The 13,058-nt window shown below is 66.0% G+C and carries 16 protein-coding genes; 9 read left to right on the top strand and 7 right to left on the bottom strand.

Annotated elements, in window-relative coordinates; translation table 11 throughout:
* The first annotated feature begins 67 nt into the window (after window positions 1-67).
* Both ACIBEI_RS36040 and ACIBEI_RS36035 read left to right on the top strand, forming a co-directional pair.
* On the top strand, window positions 68-1,156 hold the full coding sequence (locus ACIBEI_RS36040; RefSeq protein WP_398894641.1) for a LacI family DNA-binding transcriptional regulator: 1,089 nt from the start codon (window positions 68-70) through the stop codon (window positions 1,154-1,156).
* 119 nt (window positions 1,157-1,275) lie between these two features.
* A complete protein-coding gene (locus ACIBEI_RS36035; RefSeq protein ID WP_398894639.1) occupies window positions 1,276-1,809 on the top strand; it encodes a MarR family winged helix-turn-helix transcriptional regulator in 534 nt (177 codons plus the stop codon).
* Between the two features lie 27 nt (window positions 1,810-1,836).
* Here ACIBEI_RS36035 and ACIBEI_RS36030 read toward each other — a convergent pair whose 3' ends face one another.
* On the bottom strand, window positions 1,837-2,583 hold the full coding sequence (locus ACIBEI_RS36030; RefSeq protein ID WP_398894637.1) for a DUF4142 domain-containing protein: 747 nt from the start codon (window positions 2,581-2,583) through the stop codon (window positions 1,837-1,839).
* A 381-nt stretch (window positions 2,584-2,964) separates the two neighbouring features.
* On the opposite strand from ACIBEI_RS36030, the gene ACIBEI_RS36025 reads away from it, so the two are divergent.
* Complete coding sequence (locus ACIBEI_RS36025; RefSeq protein WP_398894636.1) at window positions 2,965-3,339, top strand: hypothetical protein; 375 nt, start codon at window positions 2,965-2,967, stop codon at window positions 3,337-3,339.
* Between the two features lie 345 nt (window positions 3,340-3,684).
* Window positions 3,685-4,017: a hypothetical protein gene (locus ACIBEI_RS36020; RefSeq protein ID WP_398894635.1), complete on the top strand. Its 333-nt coding sequence runs from the start codon at window positions 3,685-3,687 to the stop codon at window positions 4,015-4,017.
* Window positions 4,018-4,205: 188 nt separating this feature from the next.
* On the opposite strand, the gene ACIBEI_RS36015 is transcribed toward ACIBEI_RS36020, so the two are convergent.
* Window positions 4,206-5,078, bottom strand: coding sequence for an SDR family NAD(P)-dependent oxidoreductase (locus tag ACIBEI_RS36015; protein ID WP_398894633.1), 873 nt, complete (start codon window positions 5,076-5,078; stop codon window positions 4,206-4,208).
* A gap of 199 nt (window positions 5,079-5,277) precedes the next feature.
* On the opposite strand from ACIBEI_RS36015, the gene ACIBEI_RS36010 reads away from it, so the two are divergent.
* Window positions 5,278-6,147 carry a helix-turn-helix transcriptional regulator gene (locus tag ACIBEI_RS36010; protein ID WP_398894632.1) on the top strand — a complete coding sequence of 290 codons (870 nt, stop codon included), beginning with the start codon at window positions 5,278-5,280 and terminating at the stop codon, window positions 6,145-6,147.
* A gap of 309 nt (window positions 6,148-6,456) precedes the next feature.
* Here ACIBEI_RS36010 and ACIBEI_RS36005 read toward each other — a convergent pair whose 3' ends face one another.
* From ACIBEI_RS36005 to ACIBEI_RS35995, 3 genes are all read right to left on the bottom strand, one after another.
* On the bottom strand, window positions 6,457-6,792 hold the full coding sequence (locus tag ACIBEI_RS36005; protein WP_398894631.1) for an ankyrin repeat domain-containing protein: 336 nt from the start codon (window positions 6,790-6,792) through the stop codon (window positions 6,457-6,459).
* Window positions 6,793-7,276: 484 nt separating this feature from the next.
* Window positions 7,277-7,804, bottom strand: coding sequence for a hypothetical protein (locus tag ACIBEI_RS36000; protein ID WP_398894630.1), 528 nt, complete (start codon window positions 7,802-7,804; stop codon window positions 7,277-7,279).
* 414 nt (window positions 7,805-8,218) lie between these two features.
* Window positions 8,219-8,947, bottom strand: a complete 729-nt coding sequence (locus tag ACIBEI_RS35995; protein WP_398894628.1) for a TIGR02391 family protein — start codon at window positions 8,945-8,947, stop codon at window positions 8,219-8,221.
* Between the two features lie 135 nt (window positions 8,948-9,082).
* On the opposite strand from ACIBEI_RS35995, the gene ACIBEI_RS35990 reads away from it, so the two are divergent.
* The 4 genes from ACIBEI_RS35990 to ACIBEI_RS35975 all read left to right on the top strand — a co-directional run bounded on the left by ACIBEI_RS35990 (window position 9,083) and on the right by ACIBEI_RS35975 (window position 11,506).
* Entirely contained in the window at window positions 9,083-9,214 is a 132-nt protein-coding gene (locus tag ACIBEI_RS35990; RefSeq protein ID WP_398894627.1) for a hypothetical protein, read from the top strand.
* A 215-nt stretch (window positions 9,215-9,429) separates the two neighbouring features.
* Window positions 9,430-10,407 (top strand): hypothetical protein, encoded by a 978-nt coding sequence (locus ACIBEI_RS35985; RefSeq protein WP_398894626.1) that lies wholly within the window; start codon window positions 9,430-9,432, stop codon window positions 10,405-10,407.
* 71 nt (window positions 10,408-10,478) lie between these two features.
* On the top strand, window positions 10,479-10,925 hold the full coding sequence (locus ACIBEI_RS35980) for a GntR family transcriptional regulator (RefSeq protein WP_398894625.1): 447 nt from the start codon (window positions 10,479-10,481) through the stop codon (window positions 10,923-10,925).
* Between the two features lie 11 nt (window positions 10,926-10,936).
* The gene (locus ACIBEI_RS35975; RefSeq protein WP_398894624.1) at window positions 10,937-11,506 is read left to right on the top strand and encodes an HD domain-containing protein; all 570 of its coding nucleotides are present in this window, start codon (window positions 10,937-10,939) and stop codon (window positions 11,504-11,506) included.
* Here the strand turns inward: ACIBEI_RS35975 and ACIBEI_RS35970 are convergent.
* Together ACIBEI_RS35970 and ACIBEI_RS35965 are read right to left on the bottom strand one after the other, a co-directional pair.
* Window positions 11,494-11,967, bottom strand: a complete 474-nt coding sequence (locus ACIBEI_RS35970; protein WP_398894623.1) for an NUDIX domain-containing protein — start codon at window positions 11,965-11,967, stop codon at window positions 11,494-11,496. The two genes, ACIBEI_RS35975 and ACIBEI_RS35970, sit on opposite strands and share 13 nt — an antisense overlap.
* The gene (locus ACIBEI_RS35965; protein WP_398894622.1) at window positions 11,967-12,734 is read right to left on the bottom strand and encodes a helix-turn-helix domain-containing protein; all 768 of its coding nucleotides are present in this window, start codon (window positions 12,732-12,734) and stop codon (window positions 11,967-11,969) included. The genes ACIBEI_RS35970 and ACIBEI_RS35965 overlap by 1 nt, the downstream gene beginning before the upstream one ends.
* Window positions 12,735-13,058: the final 324 nt, after the last annotated feature.

Raw genomic sequence — 13,058 nt, 5'->3', positions numbered from 1 at the left:
GGCCTATCCTGTGGGCCAGCCGGGCGGGGCACGACCGCCGGGACGAACCCGAAGGACATCACCCGTCATGACCCGAGGTGCCGGTGACGGCGCGCCGCCCCAAGGCCCTTCCAAGGACCTCCCCAAGGGCCGCAGCCGACGCAACTTCGCGGGAGCGCGGCCGGTGATGGACGACGTGGCGCGCCTGGCCGGTGTCTCCAAGCAGACCGTCTCCCGCGTACTGAACGACCACCCGTCCGTCCGCCCCGAGACCCGCGAGTCGGTCCTGACGGCGATGCGTACGCTCGGCTACCGCCCGAGCCGCAGCGCACGTTCCCTGGCGAGCGGCAGAACGCGCATGCTGGGCGTGATCTCCTTCGACGCGGCGCGGTTCGGTCCCGCCTCGATCCTCACCGCGATCAACACGGCGGCCCAGGAGGCCGGTTACCTGGTGAGTTCCATCGCGCTGGACACGGCGGACCGGGCCACCGTCGTACGGGCCGTCGACACGCTGTCGGCCGAGGGCGCGGACGGCGTGATCGCCATCGCCCCGCAGCGCTGGGTGGGCAGGGCCCTGGCGGAGGCACAGCTGGACACCCCGCTCATGGTGCTGGAGAACGACCTGGGCAAGGACGCGTCCTTCGTCACGGCGGACAACCGCGCGGGCGCGCGCAAGGCCACGGAACACCTGCTGGCGCTGGGCCACGCGACGGTCTGGCACATCGCGGGCCCCACGGGCTGGCTGTCGGCCGACAGAAGGGTGGAGGCCTGGCGGGCCACGCTGGAGGCGGCCGGGGCCGAGGCCCCCGAGCCCCTCATCGGCGACTGGAGCGCCGACTCGGGCTACGAACTGGGCCGCAGCCTGGCCATGAACCCCGACGTCACCGCGATCTTCTCCTCCAACGACCAGATGGCCCTGGGCGTGCTCCGCGCCCTCCACGAGGCGGGCCGTCACGTCCCCGACGACGTCAGCGTCGTCGGCTACGACGACATCCCCGAGGCCGCGCACCTGCTGCCCCCGCTGACCACGGTCCGCACCGACTTCCCCGAGATCGGCACCCGTTCCCTGCACCTGCTCCTGTCCCAGCTGGACGGCCCGCCCGAACCGGCCGTCGGCCGCGTCGTACCGGTCGAACTGATCGTCCGGAGGAGTACGGGGCCGGCCCCGGGCCGTTGAGCCGGACCCGGGCTGCCCGGCCGCGGCCGGGCCGTCGACCTCGTACGCAGGTCATGGAGAAGGAAAATCTGTGCGGACCAGGTGAGTGGCCGGGCACCTCGGCGGGATAGAAAGGACACATGCCGGAGCACGAGACCCCCGCCGGGGCCATGGACGATGTCGACGCGGTGACCCATGCGGTGATGACCGCCTCCCGCCTTCTCGTCGCGGTCTCGGCGCGCTCGCTCGCCGAGGTCGAGGAGCGCGTGACGCTGCCGCAGGTGCGGATGCTGGTGGTGCTCGCCACGCGTGGCGCCACCAAACTGGTCACGCTCGCCGATCTGCTCCAGGTCGCGCCGTCCACCGCCATGCGCATGATCGACCGGCTCATCGCCGCCGGGCTGGCCGACCGCCGGACCAACCCCACCAACCGCCGCGAGACCCTGCTGCAGCTCACGGAGGAGGGGCGGAACACGGTCGCGAACGTGACCGCCCGCAGGCGCGCCGAGATCTCCGCGATCGTCGAACGGCTCACCCCGAAACAGCGTGAGGCGCTGGTCGACGCGCTGACGGCATTCAACGAGGCGGGCGGCGAACCCCTGGCCCCGGCGCTGGACGACGCGGAGCCGTACCCCTTGGGCTGGGTGGACGTGCCGGCGACGCACGACGCCTGAGCCCTTTCTCCTGAGGCGCTCTCGGAATCACCCGGCGCTCGGGCTGGGAGCCGGCGTCGGGGAACTCGTGTTCACATCCAGCCCCGGAGGCTCGTTGAGTACGAGGACGGGCGAGCCCGGCTGCGGTGCCGGCGGCGTCGTATCGTCCTTGGGGAGCTTCGGCGGGGTGGTCTGCTGGAAGTTGACCTGGTCGTAGTTGACGAGGTCGGTCTTCTCCAGCACGGTGATGTGGTCGAGGACGGTGTCGTTGGCCAGGTCGGCCAGCTGCCGGATCATGGTGTTCTTGGTACTGGCCCGGATCTTGGCGATGGTCGGGAAGATCTGCCCGTGCGTCACCCGCATGATGTTCACCGCGGTCGTGTCGAACTGCTTGCCGGTGCTTCCGTCCACGGTCGCCACGAACTGCTGCTGTTGCGGGCTGGCCTGGTTGGGCAGGGTGATGCCCAGCTCGGGAGCGATGTTCCGGCACATCTCGTCGAGCCCGGAGTGCCCCGCGACCAGATGCTTCCCGGCCTCCTTCATCTCCGGGGTCGTCCCCCGCTCCATGGCCATCAGCCCCAGCGGGTGCTCCCACAACCCCGCCGCCCGAACCTTGATGACGAAGTCCCGGTCGGCCTCCGTCAACGGCCCGTACCGGGTGTTCGCGATGATCCGTTCCTGGTTGGTCGCCGTCTTCTCGATCCCGACGAGGGCGGGGTAGGCCAGCGCGGTGAGCGTCACGGCCAGCCCACCGATCACGAATACGGTTCCTGCCGTGCGTTGCGTTACACGCATGGTTCCTCCTGGGTGAACGGCCTGGTCCCCAGGAGGTACGGATGAGAAGCACAATGCAATCATTGCGCAGGGTAAATTTTGCACTCTCTCGCTTCGGTGGCTCCCTCAGCTCTCTCGACTCGTCCCGTCCTCCCGCCGACGGGGCGTACCCTCCAGTCCGCCCCTAGGGTGGTCGGGCATGGGAACGGCCCACACCAACTCCGCTCGGGGAAGGGCGCCATGCCGTGTCTGCGCCATGCCAGGTGGTCGATTTCCGGTTCGGGAAGGGAGAGCGGTGCGTGAAGCTCGAACGCACCGGAAAGGTTCTCCTGGCCATCGGAAACGGCCCCCCCGCAGAACTGCACCGTGAAAGAAGGAACAGCGGTGTTGGTCCTCGGAACCATGACTGTCTGCGACGACGTCGAGGAGCCCCCGTACTACGCGGTCGGCCCAGCCGCCCAACGCAGGTGCGCCTGGGCCGACCTCCGTGCCACCACCGAGTCGGTACGGCTCACCGTCGATGGCGGCAAGGCCGTCGATCTCCAGAAGCGACGCTTCGCCATATGCGCACCGCAGCAGGCGGTTCAGCTGCGGCCGGACAATCTCCTGGACGTACCCGCCCAGCCCGCGACCTTCACCGCCTGCGGGTGGGTGGCATGGCTGACGGACCTCGCACCGGGCCGACATGTCCTCCGCTCGGAAGCGACCCTCGTCGACGGAATCGAGCCGCATGTATGGGCCCCCGTCATCGACGTGGTCCGCGAGAACCACCACTGAGGACCGCCGCCGAGTCCGTCGTATCGCGCGATCCGCAACCTGTCAGTGGCCCATGGCACGATCGCGAGCATGACATCGACCGACGAACCTCGTGCTGGAGACAGCCGCCAAGTACGGCGTTCCGGGCCCCGTCGCACAGGAGTTGATGGCCCGGACCCGGCCATGCCTCTATCTGGTGCCGGACAGGGAACTGCCCGAGTCCCGGCGGGAAAACGCCCTACCCGCCGCACGAACGGGCGGGCTCCCCGCACTGCCGGAGCACCCACCACGGAGCGCGCCGCGACGTACGCATTCGTGGGTGAGGCCATGGAGGTCACGGTCCACGAACCACGCACCCTGTATCCCGTGCCCGGACTGACCCTCGACAGCGAGTGGGAAGGGGGCCCGCAGACCAGTGCGTTCCTGGACGGCGACGGAGCCGAGGACGCGTTGGAGAGGTTCGGGGAAGCCGTCCTCGACCTGGCCTACGGCGGACCTCGCCCCGGCGTCCGCGTGCAGATGGGCGGGTTCTCCGACCCGTGGGACATGGCACCGGACGAGGGCGATCTCGTACTCTTCGCGCAGCCGGCCGGGCAGGCGATCGACTACGACGTATGCACCATGAACCTGATCGTGGGCACACGGGAGGTCATCGCCGCGCGACGGTATGCCGACCTCCAGTACGACCAGCAGACCTGATCCGGGCTTTGGTCGGCCTCGTCGGGTGCGGTCGCTCGGGCGGGTGCGTCCTCGTAGCCCCACTGGGACTCGGTCTGCGCCGCGATGAGCAGCATGGCCGGGAGTTCGGGAACACCGGCCACGGCGTGGTTCATCCGGATCCCGCCGAGACCGACGGTCTGTTCCGGATAGCCGTGCGGACGTAGGCCTCATCGCGTGACCGCCGCTCCGACGAGCTCGGCGGTCACGTCCCACAGCCGGCCGGCCATGACCGGGTCGAGACCGGCCTTGCCCTGCCGACGAAAGGAAGGGGAGCCCCGGAAGCCGCCCAAGCCGTCGGGCCCGACATAGGAGTTGCCGGGGACGTCTTCGATGGCGGCGTACAGCAGCGACAGCGCGCCACGCTCCGGGGCATTGGTGAGGAACGTGAACCGGTTGATGACGTTCGATCGGGACCGGGCCGCCAGCGAGGTGCGGGCGATACCGGGGCTGGCAAGCACCGAGCGAACGGGGCTGCCTGCGGTGGTCAACCGGCGCTGCAGCTCCAGCGAGAACAGGACGACAGCGAGCTTCGACGCCTGGTAGGCCTGCATCCCGTTGTGCTTGCGCGTCCGCCAGTCGAGGTCGCCCAGGTCGATCCTGCCCTGCTTGTGCAGCTCACTGGTGACGTGCACGACGCGGTCGGTGACGTGCCCCAGCAGCAGGTTGGTCAGCAGGTAGGGACCGGTGTAGTTGGTGGTGGTCTGCAGATCGAGGCCGTCGGCGGTACGCGCGGCGGGGATGTCCATCACACCGGCGTTGTTGATCAGGATGTCGAGGTCGCCGGACCAGGCGTCGGCGAAGGCCCGCACCGAGGTCAGATCCGACACGTCGAGCGGCCGGACGTCGAAGACGCCGGGCAGGCCGTCAACGGCTCGGCGGGCCTTGCCGGGGTCGCGTACCCCCAGCACGACGCGGGCACCGGCACGGGCGAGTTCACCTGCGGTGATCAGCCCGAGGCCGCGGCCGGCACCGGTGATCACGACCGTACGGCCGCTGAGGTCGGGGAGGTCGTTGGCGGTCCAACTGGCGTTGCTGCTCATGGGACTTGGCTCCAGGGTTCGTGAGGTGTGGCCACGGGTTCACGGCGACCGGGGTTACGGATTCACAGCGTCCGGCGGTTACGGATTCACGGCGTCCGGTGATCGCATCGCCAGTGAACTCCCCTCACCACGGGCGCTGGAAGGACCTGCTCAACCACTGAATGGGAGGTCGTGGCACAGCCGCGCCGGATGGCCAACGATGGGAACCATGGACCATACGTTCGACCGCTCGTCCCTCGGCGCCTTCCTGCGCACCCGTCGTACGGCGCTCCAACCGGAGGACGTCGGCCTGCGCCGCGGACAACGCCGACGCGCTCCGGGCCTGCGCCGCGAGGAGGTGGCGGAGCTGTGCACGATGTCCGCCGACTACTTCGCCAGGCTGGAACGAGGCGACGGCCCGCAGCCGTCGGAACAGATGGCGGCGGCCATCGCCCGCGGCCTGAGGCTCACCCCCGATGAACGCGACCACTTGTTCCTGCTCGCTGGCTACCGAACGGCCCGCCGTGACTTGCGCCTTCAGCATGTGAGCCCAGGTCTGATGCGGGTCATGGACGGCCTGTCCGACACCACCGCGCAGGTCATGGGCCCGCTGGGCGAGACGCTGCTGCAGACGCCGTCAGCCGTGGCACTGCTCGGCGAGCAGACCCAGTACACGGGCAACGCCCGCAGCGCGACGTACCGCTGGTTCACCGATCCGGCGGCCCGTGAGCGCTATGCCCCCGAGGAGCACGACAACAACAGCCGCACCAACGTCGCCCTGCTCCGCGCGGCGGTCACCCGCGACGGGCCCGGCTCCCCCTCGGCCGACCTGGCGGACATCCTGCTGCGCACCAGCGACGAGTTCGCCCGCCTGTGGGAGCGCCACGAGGTGGGCCTGCGCTGGAGCGAAACCAAAAGATTCATCCACCCCCAGGTCGGCCGACTGGACCTCTACTGCCAACTCCTCCTGGACCCGGACGAGGGCCAGTCCCTCCTCATCTTCACGGCCACCCCGGGCACGGAAAGCCACGAGAAACTCACGTTGCTCACGGTGCTGGGCACCGACCGCTTCGCGACGGACGCCGAGTGACACCAACCGCGACGCCGACGGCACCGTCCTGGACCGGGGCCCGAGGAGTCCGCGGAGAACAGTGGAAGTGGCGTTCGACGACGAGCGCTACGACTGCGCCCAGCTGCGGCGACGTCCATCGGCACGAGGCATCCGGCACCGGATCGCCCGCAAGGGGATTCGGCAGTTCCCAGCGGCTGGACCACCACCGTAGGGCCGTTGAACGGACCGTGGCCCGACTGGCCGACTACCGTCACTTTCATAGCCGCCACGAACGCAAGACCCCCGAAGCCCAACACTTCCTCGCCATCACGAACATCGCCCGCACTCTCATCTCCCTGAGCCACCCCGTCCGCTGATGTGCCTCTGCAACAGCCTGACTGCCAGGTCATGGTCGTAGTGAAGGGCCACGTCCATGGGCGTTTGCCCGTCAGGGCCAGGGAGCTGCGGGTCAGCACCGAAGGCCAGGAGCACAGCTGTGGTGTGCACCGTCAGGGGACCGCCGCTCTGCAAGGCGCCGTCGCCTTCCGAGTCAATGGCGTGCGTCAGGAGCGTCAGGTTGTCGCACACCTCATCGGGGTCGACTCCCTTGGCAAGCAACTGAGCCAGGGTCTCAGCGTCCTCGTCCTCCACCGCTCGATGGGCCGGTGTCCAGGCGTTCTCCACAGCGGCATTCAACCGCTAAGGCACAGCCCCGGCCGGCTTTCCCAGCCTCTGATCGCCATTGAGGCGGGCGGCAGGGGGCACACGGTGCCTGAGGCGGAAGCAACTCTCCGCGACGAGGTCACCCTGACTGAGCACTTCGTGCAACTGCGCAACCTGCTGTGTTCCTGCCTCCAGCCGGGGAGCTCTTCGCCTTTGCGGCGCCGATGGGGCACTGGTCAGGGCAAAGAGAACCCCCCTCAGCCCCCCGGTTGGGGTTTTCTTTTGGACAGGTGACAAGAACTGAACTCGCGCCCTCGGCGTGGGGAGCCAGGGCATCGGAGTACGACTCCTCACCTGACCTGCGAGGGAGCCAATCCGGGGCTCTGCGGATGGTCGGCTGACTCCCCGGTGTTCCCCTGTGTTTCCCTGTGGTCCCGCGGTTCCCCGCACGATCTGGCATACGCATGGCACGCCCCGGCACGGCGGTTCAAGCCGTCGCTGAACGTCATCGGGCCGGGACCGCAATTGCGATCCGCTCTTCCTGCCCTTCCCATGTGACCCAGAGGTGTGTCGGCATGCGCGTCGCTCCGATCCGGTAGATCAGGAAAACACGTGCCGCTCCAGGCACGAGTTCCACGTTGCTGACCCCAGTCCGGAAGTTGAATTCTCGATCCTGAGTGCTCACGCCCGGAGTGTCGTGAATCTTCACGCCCCTTGCCACGGCTCCACCGACGTTGCGGAGGCGCAAGCGACTGGTACCCCCAGCATGCTCAACTCGCAGCTCCACCCGCGGCTCTGCCGCTCGTTGTCGCTCCTCGGCTTCCTGACGCTGAAGGACGAGTGAGCCTTCCGCCGCGCTCGCCGAACGCTCTGCCGCATCCGACGAACGTCGAGCCTCCCGCGCGGACACCCGCGATGCGTCAGCTGACTTCTCGGAGGCGTGAGCGGAACGTACGCCGAGCCGGTAGCTGATGGCCACCGAAACGATCGACACCACGAGCGCTGCCCAACCGGGCACGTCGCCTATTTCCATGGCTGGACGATACCGACGCAGCCGGCATGCCTGATCCGGCAGAGTCGTTAGCGGTGGTGAGCCACTGCACGACCCTCTGCTCGGCCGGGTCCGCTGGGACAGGACATCAATACGCGAGGACGCGGAAGCTGACCTGCGGAAGAACCGTCAAGATCATTACGCGATCACTGTCATGGGGCTGCTTCCGGCGCCATCCGCCTGCACAAACGCCAAGACCCCGTCCTCAGCTGAAGCGCTGATGGCGGGGTCTTCGGGCACCTCATGCAGGGTGCCCCCGGCAGGATTCGAACCTGCGCACACGGCTCCGGAGGGCATGCCAAGATGAGTTCGCACAGTGCCGCTGACCTGTGCATACGCGGAATGAGATCTTCGTCGTGACAAGGCTCTATCGCATACCGCGCGCGGCACGAGATGTCATGGCGCCGCCTCGACCATGCACTCCTCGATCCACCGTGCGATGACCGAGAAGGTCGCCAGGTACTCCAATGCTTCCTGCTCGGTCCAACTTACTTCGTCCTCATGCGCAGCGAGGTTCCGGATGGCCAGGAAGGCCCCGGCAGCCGTGTATTTGGCGCCGTCTTGCCGAGCCTTCCAGGTTGGGGTGCTGCGGTCCCCGGCGAAGCGCAAGCGGGGCTTGCCTTCGGCCGGTGCTTTCATGTCGAAGCTCTGCATGCAGAGATCCGTCTCGCCGATGTCATGGCGGTTCAGCTTCTGCTGGAGGCGGCGATTGACCGTGCGGGCTGCCGTCAGGACGGCGTCCTGACGGGCTCCAGCTGCCCAAAGCTGCGCGGCCGGCTCCCAGACCCAGGGGTGTAGGGCGTCAGCAGCGATCGAGGGCGAGGCAGGCCGCAGAAAGGCCGCTATCTCTTCAGCCGACTGAGCCCGGCCGAGGGCTTGGATGGCGGCCTCCCGGGCTATCCACCAGCGCTGACGCTGCCCGTACTCGTCAGCGACGTAGCCTCCGAGATTGGGCACATAGGCACTCTCGATCAGCCTTGCCCGCACTTCCTCAAGCTCCAACTCCTGGGGTGGATCAGGTAGTACTACCCCCTCCATCATGTTCGCGCTGTCCAGGTCGGACAGATGCTGGTTGACACCGCCGAGGAACTTGCTGAGCTTCTCTATCGCGTAGGCGTGGTCCACCACCGGATCGTAGGGGTGCACTGTGGTGGAGAGGTGTGGATCCGACATGCCGGGGGCGCGCTGCTTGCTCGATAGCATTGCCTGTGCAGCTGCGGGTGCTGGCCACAGGGCCTTCCGTGGACGAGGAGACGCGACATGGCGAACGAGAGGTTCCACATGATCCGCAAGTTGGGTGCGGGCGGACAAGGGGAAGTGATGCTTGTCCGCGAGGAATACACGTCGGCCATCGTGGTCCTGAAGCGTCCTTTGCCAAGCCTGGACCAGTAGGAGGGTAGCCCGGAGAGAGCACGGTTTATGACGTCCTATCTCAGGCAGCACTCTATGTCGCAGACAATAATCGATGCTCTGCCTCGATAGGCTTTATCGGGATTGAAGCAAGATGGAGCGAGAGGCGGTGAATCTGAGTGTCTCAAGATGACGCTTCACAGTCAGGCAATTCTGAAATGGGAAGGGGTGGTGAACTGTCGGTCCCGCACGTCAGCATGACCGCAGAAGTCAAAGACATTCACTTCCCACCCATCCTGAACGGCGTGGACTACCTAGTTAGTGTTGTCGACCTCCTCAAATATAAGCCTACACCGAGGGACCTGAAATACGCCGTACTTCACCTTCAAGCGGCCGCTGAAGTTCTACTTAAGGCGCGCCTTCAAATCGAGCACTGGAGCTTGGTTTTCAAGGATGTAGGTAAGGCGAAAAAGCGGCAATATCAAGACGCTGACTTCGAGAGTGCTGCAACAGTCGAGACTGTGCGTCGGCTGCGCGATATTGTGGGTATTTCAATTGCTGACAAGGATGCCAAATCTCTCGATGATCTGGCAAGAACTAGAAACGCCCTCCAGCATTATGGGCTCAAGGCTTCGGCGCCAGCTATTGAAGCCCGTGCCGTTACTGTTCTAGATTTTCTGATCCGCTTCCTTGATGAAGAGTTACTTTGGAAACTTCCCTCGGAAGATCGATCTAAGATCGCCGGGGATATGGACCGCATCAGAGGTGGGCTCACTGATATTGAAATCTTCGTTAAGAAGAGAATGCAAAGACTGCGTCGGCATTTGGAGACCGTGGAAAATTACACCGTCACGTGTCCTAACTGCCTTCAGGTGACTCTGGTTGTTAACGAGGATGACAGTCGGGATGCCGCGTGCTATTTCTGCAGCGCAGGTTACACGCCGTATCAAGCGGCTGTTGCGTACACGGTAGAGGTAGTTGGGCACCCGGCGGGTGATGCTTATTCGGCAGTTCCTGCCTGCCCGGAGTGTAACGATCAGGCAATTGCGCTAAATGTTGCGATCGCGGCGGACTTGCGGGTCTTGGTCGACTTCTGCTTTAGCTGCGCTAGAGCTTTTCGCGACCTCAAGGAGTGTGGTCGGTGTGCTCGTCTATTTGAGCCCGATCACGGTGAAGGAGTATGTGATCAATGCAGGTGGGATGAGCACCACGACGAGATGAGGGATCTTTCCTAGATGTAATGGATATGAGTGCATTTCCGTGCCGAATTAAATTTGAGTCTTAGTCATCGAAGGAAGGAAGGCACGTGCCGCAGGCGAGCCCGCGGGGTACGTACTTGCAGGTCTCTGAGTCGCTGCGCCAGCAGATCGAATCGGGTGACGTTGGCGACAGCCTGCCGTCGGAAGCTGCCCTTATGCGCTCTCATAGCGTCTCCCGCAACACAATCCGTCGCGCGCTTAAGGTCCTGGAGACTGACGGTGTTGTCGAGCCGGTTCCTGGTGTTGGGTGGCGCGTTGTTCAGGGCGGCGATCGACGCTCTCTCGTAGAGCGTATGACCGACCTGATTGCAGAGGAGTCGCTCTCAGTGGGTGAAACGTATCCGTCCGAGGCGAAGCTGTGTGCGCGCTTCGAAGCCTCCCGCACTGCTGTGCGTCGTGTCCTTGCCCAGATGGAGGGAAGCGGCCTGCTTGCCACGGTTCATGGCAAGGGGCGAACCGTGCGCGCTCTCCCGACGCCCACCGTTCGGCCGTAGTCTTGGCCGCCATGGGACTGATTGAGTGGGCGTACTCGCTCTCCGAATCGCTGCTGTCCGATCCGCTCCCGCGCCGGTGGGCGCATTCGCTGGGGGTCGCCAAGCGCGCTCGCTCCTTGGGCCCGATCATGGGGGACGATGCCGAGTTGCTGGAAGCTGCCGCGGTGCTGCATGACATCGGGTACTCGCCGGCCATCGCTTCGACCGGCTTTCACCCCTTGGACGGTGCGCGGTTCCTCCGGGACCAGGAGCGGGCCGACGAGCGGGTCATCCGTCTTGTTGCTCACCACTCCTGCGCCCTGCTCGAAGCCGAGGAACGCGGGCTGAGGCAGGAGCTAGAGGGGGAGTTCGAGCTAGAGCGTCCGGACCTGGTCGACGCCCTGCTCTTCTGCGACATGACGACGACGCCCGACGGAACGCAGACCACACCGGCCGAGCGGCTGGACGAGATCGTGCAGCGTTACGGCCCGGACACGATCGTCGGGCGGTTCATCCAGCGCGCGGCGCCCGAGATCTACGCGGCGGCGAAGCGTGTTGACGGCCGGTTGGCGCAGGCTTCTGCCGACAGTCAGCCGATGTAGGGCTCTCGCCGCGAGTCGTCGAGGCCGTGGCGGATGCGCAGCATCATCGATGGGTGAATGTCCAGCCCGTCAAGGTCCGTTGGGTCGACCCAGCGGACCTCTTTTGACTCGCTGCTCGTACGCAGGGAACCGCCGACGGGGCGGGCTCGGAAGCAGATGGAGAACTGTTGCCGGACCTCTCCGTCGTCGTACGCAAGCACGTGTTCAGGGTCGGTGTAGAGCCCCACGATGCTGTCTACTTCAACGTCGATGCCGGTCTCTTCCGCGACCTCACGGACGGCGGTGTCACCGATGCGCTCGCCGATGTCGTGGCCGCCGCCGGGCAGTGCCCATAGATCGTTGTCCGTCTTGTGGATGAGCAGCAACCGTCCCGCGTCGTCTCGCACGATCGCGGTGACCGAGGGCACCACCGAGTTGGCCTGAGGGGCGTTCGGGTCGCGGAAGTAGTCGATGCGGCTCATCAGGCAGTGCCTTCCCAATCGGCAGGTGAAGAGATCGGGCGGGCCGATTCCCAGACCTTCTCAACGCTCTCAGCGTAGGCGTCGAAGAGTTCACCGCCGGGCACGCGTTGCAGGTGCAGCACGGGTGCCATGTAGGCGCCGACGCCGTAGAGGTGCCCGTTCGCCAGCATCTCGTCGTCGGCCCGGTAGATGGAGTTGTAGAGGGTCGTACCGTGCAGCCGGAACTCCACTCCGGGGAGGCTGAAGAGCGGGCCGTAGTTGATGAGGGCGTTTCGGATCTTGCCAGCCATCGCCGCGCCGATCCCTTCGTCCTCGCCGCGCACCGCCACGGCCGGCGACGTGGGCTCCCCCAGGAGGAAGCGGATGGGCACTCCGTCGGCTGACTTCTCTTTCACGATGCGGTGGAACGATGCGTCTTCCGTGAGCCAGAACCCGGAGTACACCAACAGGTCGAACTGACGGGTCGCCTTGGAGTAGAGGTTCGTCCAGAGCGTTTGCATCACGACGGAGCGGTGCGGATAGAGCCTGACCAACTCCGCGTTGCCGGCGGCCGCAACCTCGGCTGACGTGCGCTCGTCCGGCCACAGGTACGAGACCTCGCACCTCAACAGCGATGCTGTTGCGAACTGGAAGCGGCGGTATGGCTTGCGCTCTGGTTCGTTGATCCATCGCTCGACCGTCTTGGCCGCGACCCCGAGTCGTTCGGCGACCTCATCGAGCGTGAGGCCCAAGTCCACTATCGCGCCGCGCAGTCGCTCGTTCGCCACGGCCAACCTCCGACTTCCTGGGACGACTTGGTTCGACTTCACGGTAGCTAGGAACGACCTGAGCCGTACAACCGCGAAGTCGATCGTCGCCGCTGCCGACGCCAGTCTGTAGGTACATCGAGCACGAGGGGCCCGCAGACCTCAAACAGCCGAAGGGCTTGACGGAGCGAACCTCTCTCTGCAAGATGAGGAACACGTAATACATGTTCCTCTTGTTCGGGTCGCGTCAGCGAACCGAACGAGCGCACGACCAGGAGCCCCGCGTTGGACGGGGGGAGGCGACCCGGCGCCTTGGCATTCACCGGAGGGCTCAGACCGAAAGGT

The sequence above is a fragment of the Streptomyces sp. NPDC050988 genome (assembly GCF_044456225.1).
In the GTDB taxonomy this organism is placed as follows: domain Bacteria; phylum Actinomycetota; class Actinomycetes; order Streptomycetales; family Streptomycetaceae; genus Streptomyces.
The sequence above is the reverse complement of the archived record's forward strand: the minus strand, read 5'-3'. Positions and strand labels throughout refer to the sequence as shown.

Excerpts from the sequence above, each read along its gene's own strand:
- ACIBEI_RS36025 (WP_398894636.1), top strand. The coding sequence starts at position 2,965 with ATGACTGTCTGCGACGACGTCGAGGAGCCCCCGTACTACGCGGTCGGC.
- ACIBEI_RS35970 (WP_398894623.1), bottom strand. The coding sequence starts at position 11,967 with ATGAGCCGCATCGACTACTTCCGCGACCCGAACGCCCCTCAGGCCAAC.
- ACIBEI_RS36010 (WP_398894632.1), top strand. The coding sequence starts at position 5,278 with ATGGGAACCATGGACCATACGTTCGACCGCTCGTCCCTCGGCGCCTTC.
- ACIBEI_RS35990 (WP_398894627.1), top strand. The coding sequence starts at position 9,083 with ATGGCGAACGAGAGGTTCCACATGATCCGCAAGTTGGGTGCGGGCGGA.
- ACIBEI_RS36040 (WP_398894641.1), top strand. The coding sequence starts at position 68 with ATGACCCGAGGTGCCGGTGACGGCGCGCCGCCCCAAGGCCCTTCCAAG.
- ACIBEI_RS36030 (WP_398894637.1), bottom strand. The coding sequence starts at position 2,583 with ATGCGTGTAACGCAACGCACGGCAGGAACCGTATTCGTGATCGGTGGG.
- ACIBEI_RS35985 (WP_398894626.1), top strand. The coding sequence starts at position 9,430 with ATGACCGCAGAAGTCAAAGACATTCACTTCCCACCCATCCTGAACGGC.
- ACIBEI_RS36015 (WP_398894633.1), bottom strand. The coding sequence starts at position 5,078 with ATGAGCAGCAACGCCAGTTGGACCGCCAACGACCTCCCCGACCTCAGC.
- ACIBEI_RS36000 (WP_398894630.1), bottom strand. The coding sequence starts at position 7,804 with ATGGAAATAGGCGACGTGCCCGGTTGGGCAGCGCTCGTGGTGTCGATC.
- ACIBEI_RS35975 (WP_398894624.1), top strand. The coding sequence starts at position 10,937 with ATGGGACTGATTGAGTGGGCGTACTCGCTCTCCGAATCGCTGCTGTCC.
- ACIBEI_RS36035 (WP_398894639.1), top strand. The coding sequence starts at position 1,276 with ATGCCGGAGCACGAGACCCCCGCCGGGGCCATGGACGATGTCGACGCG.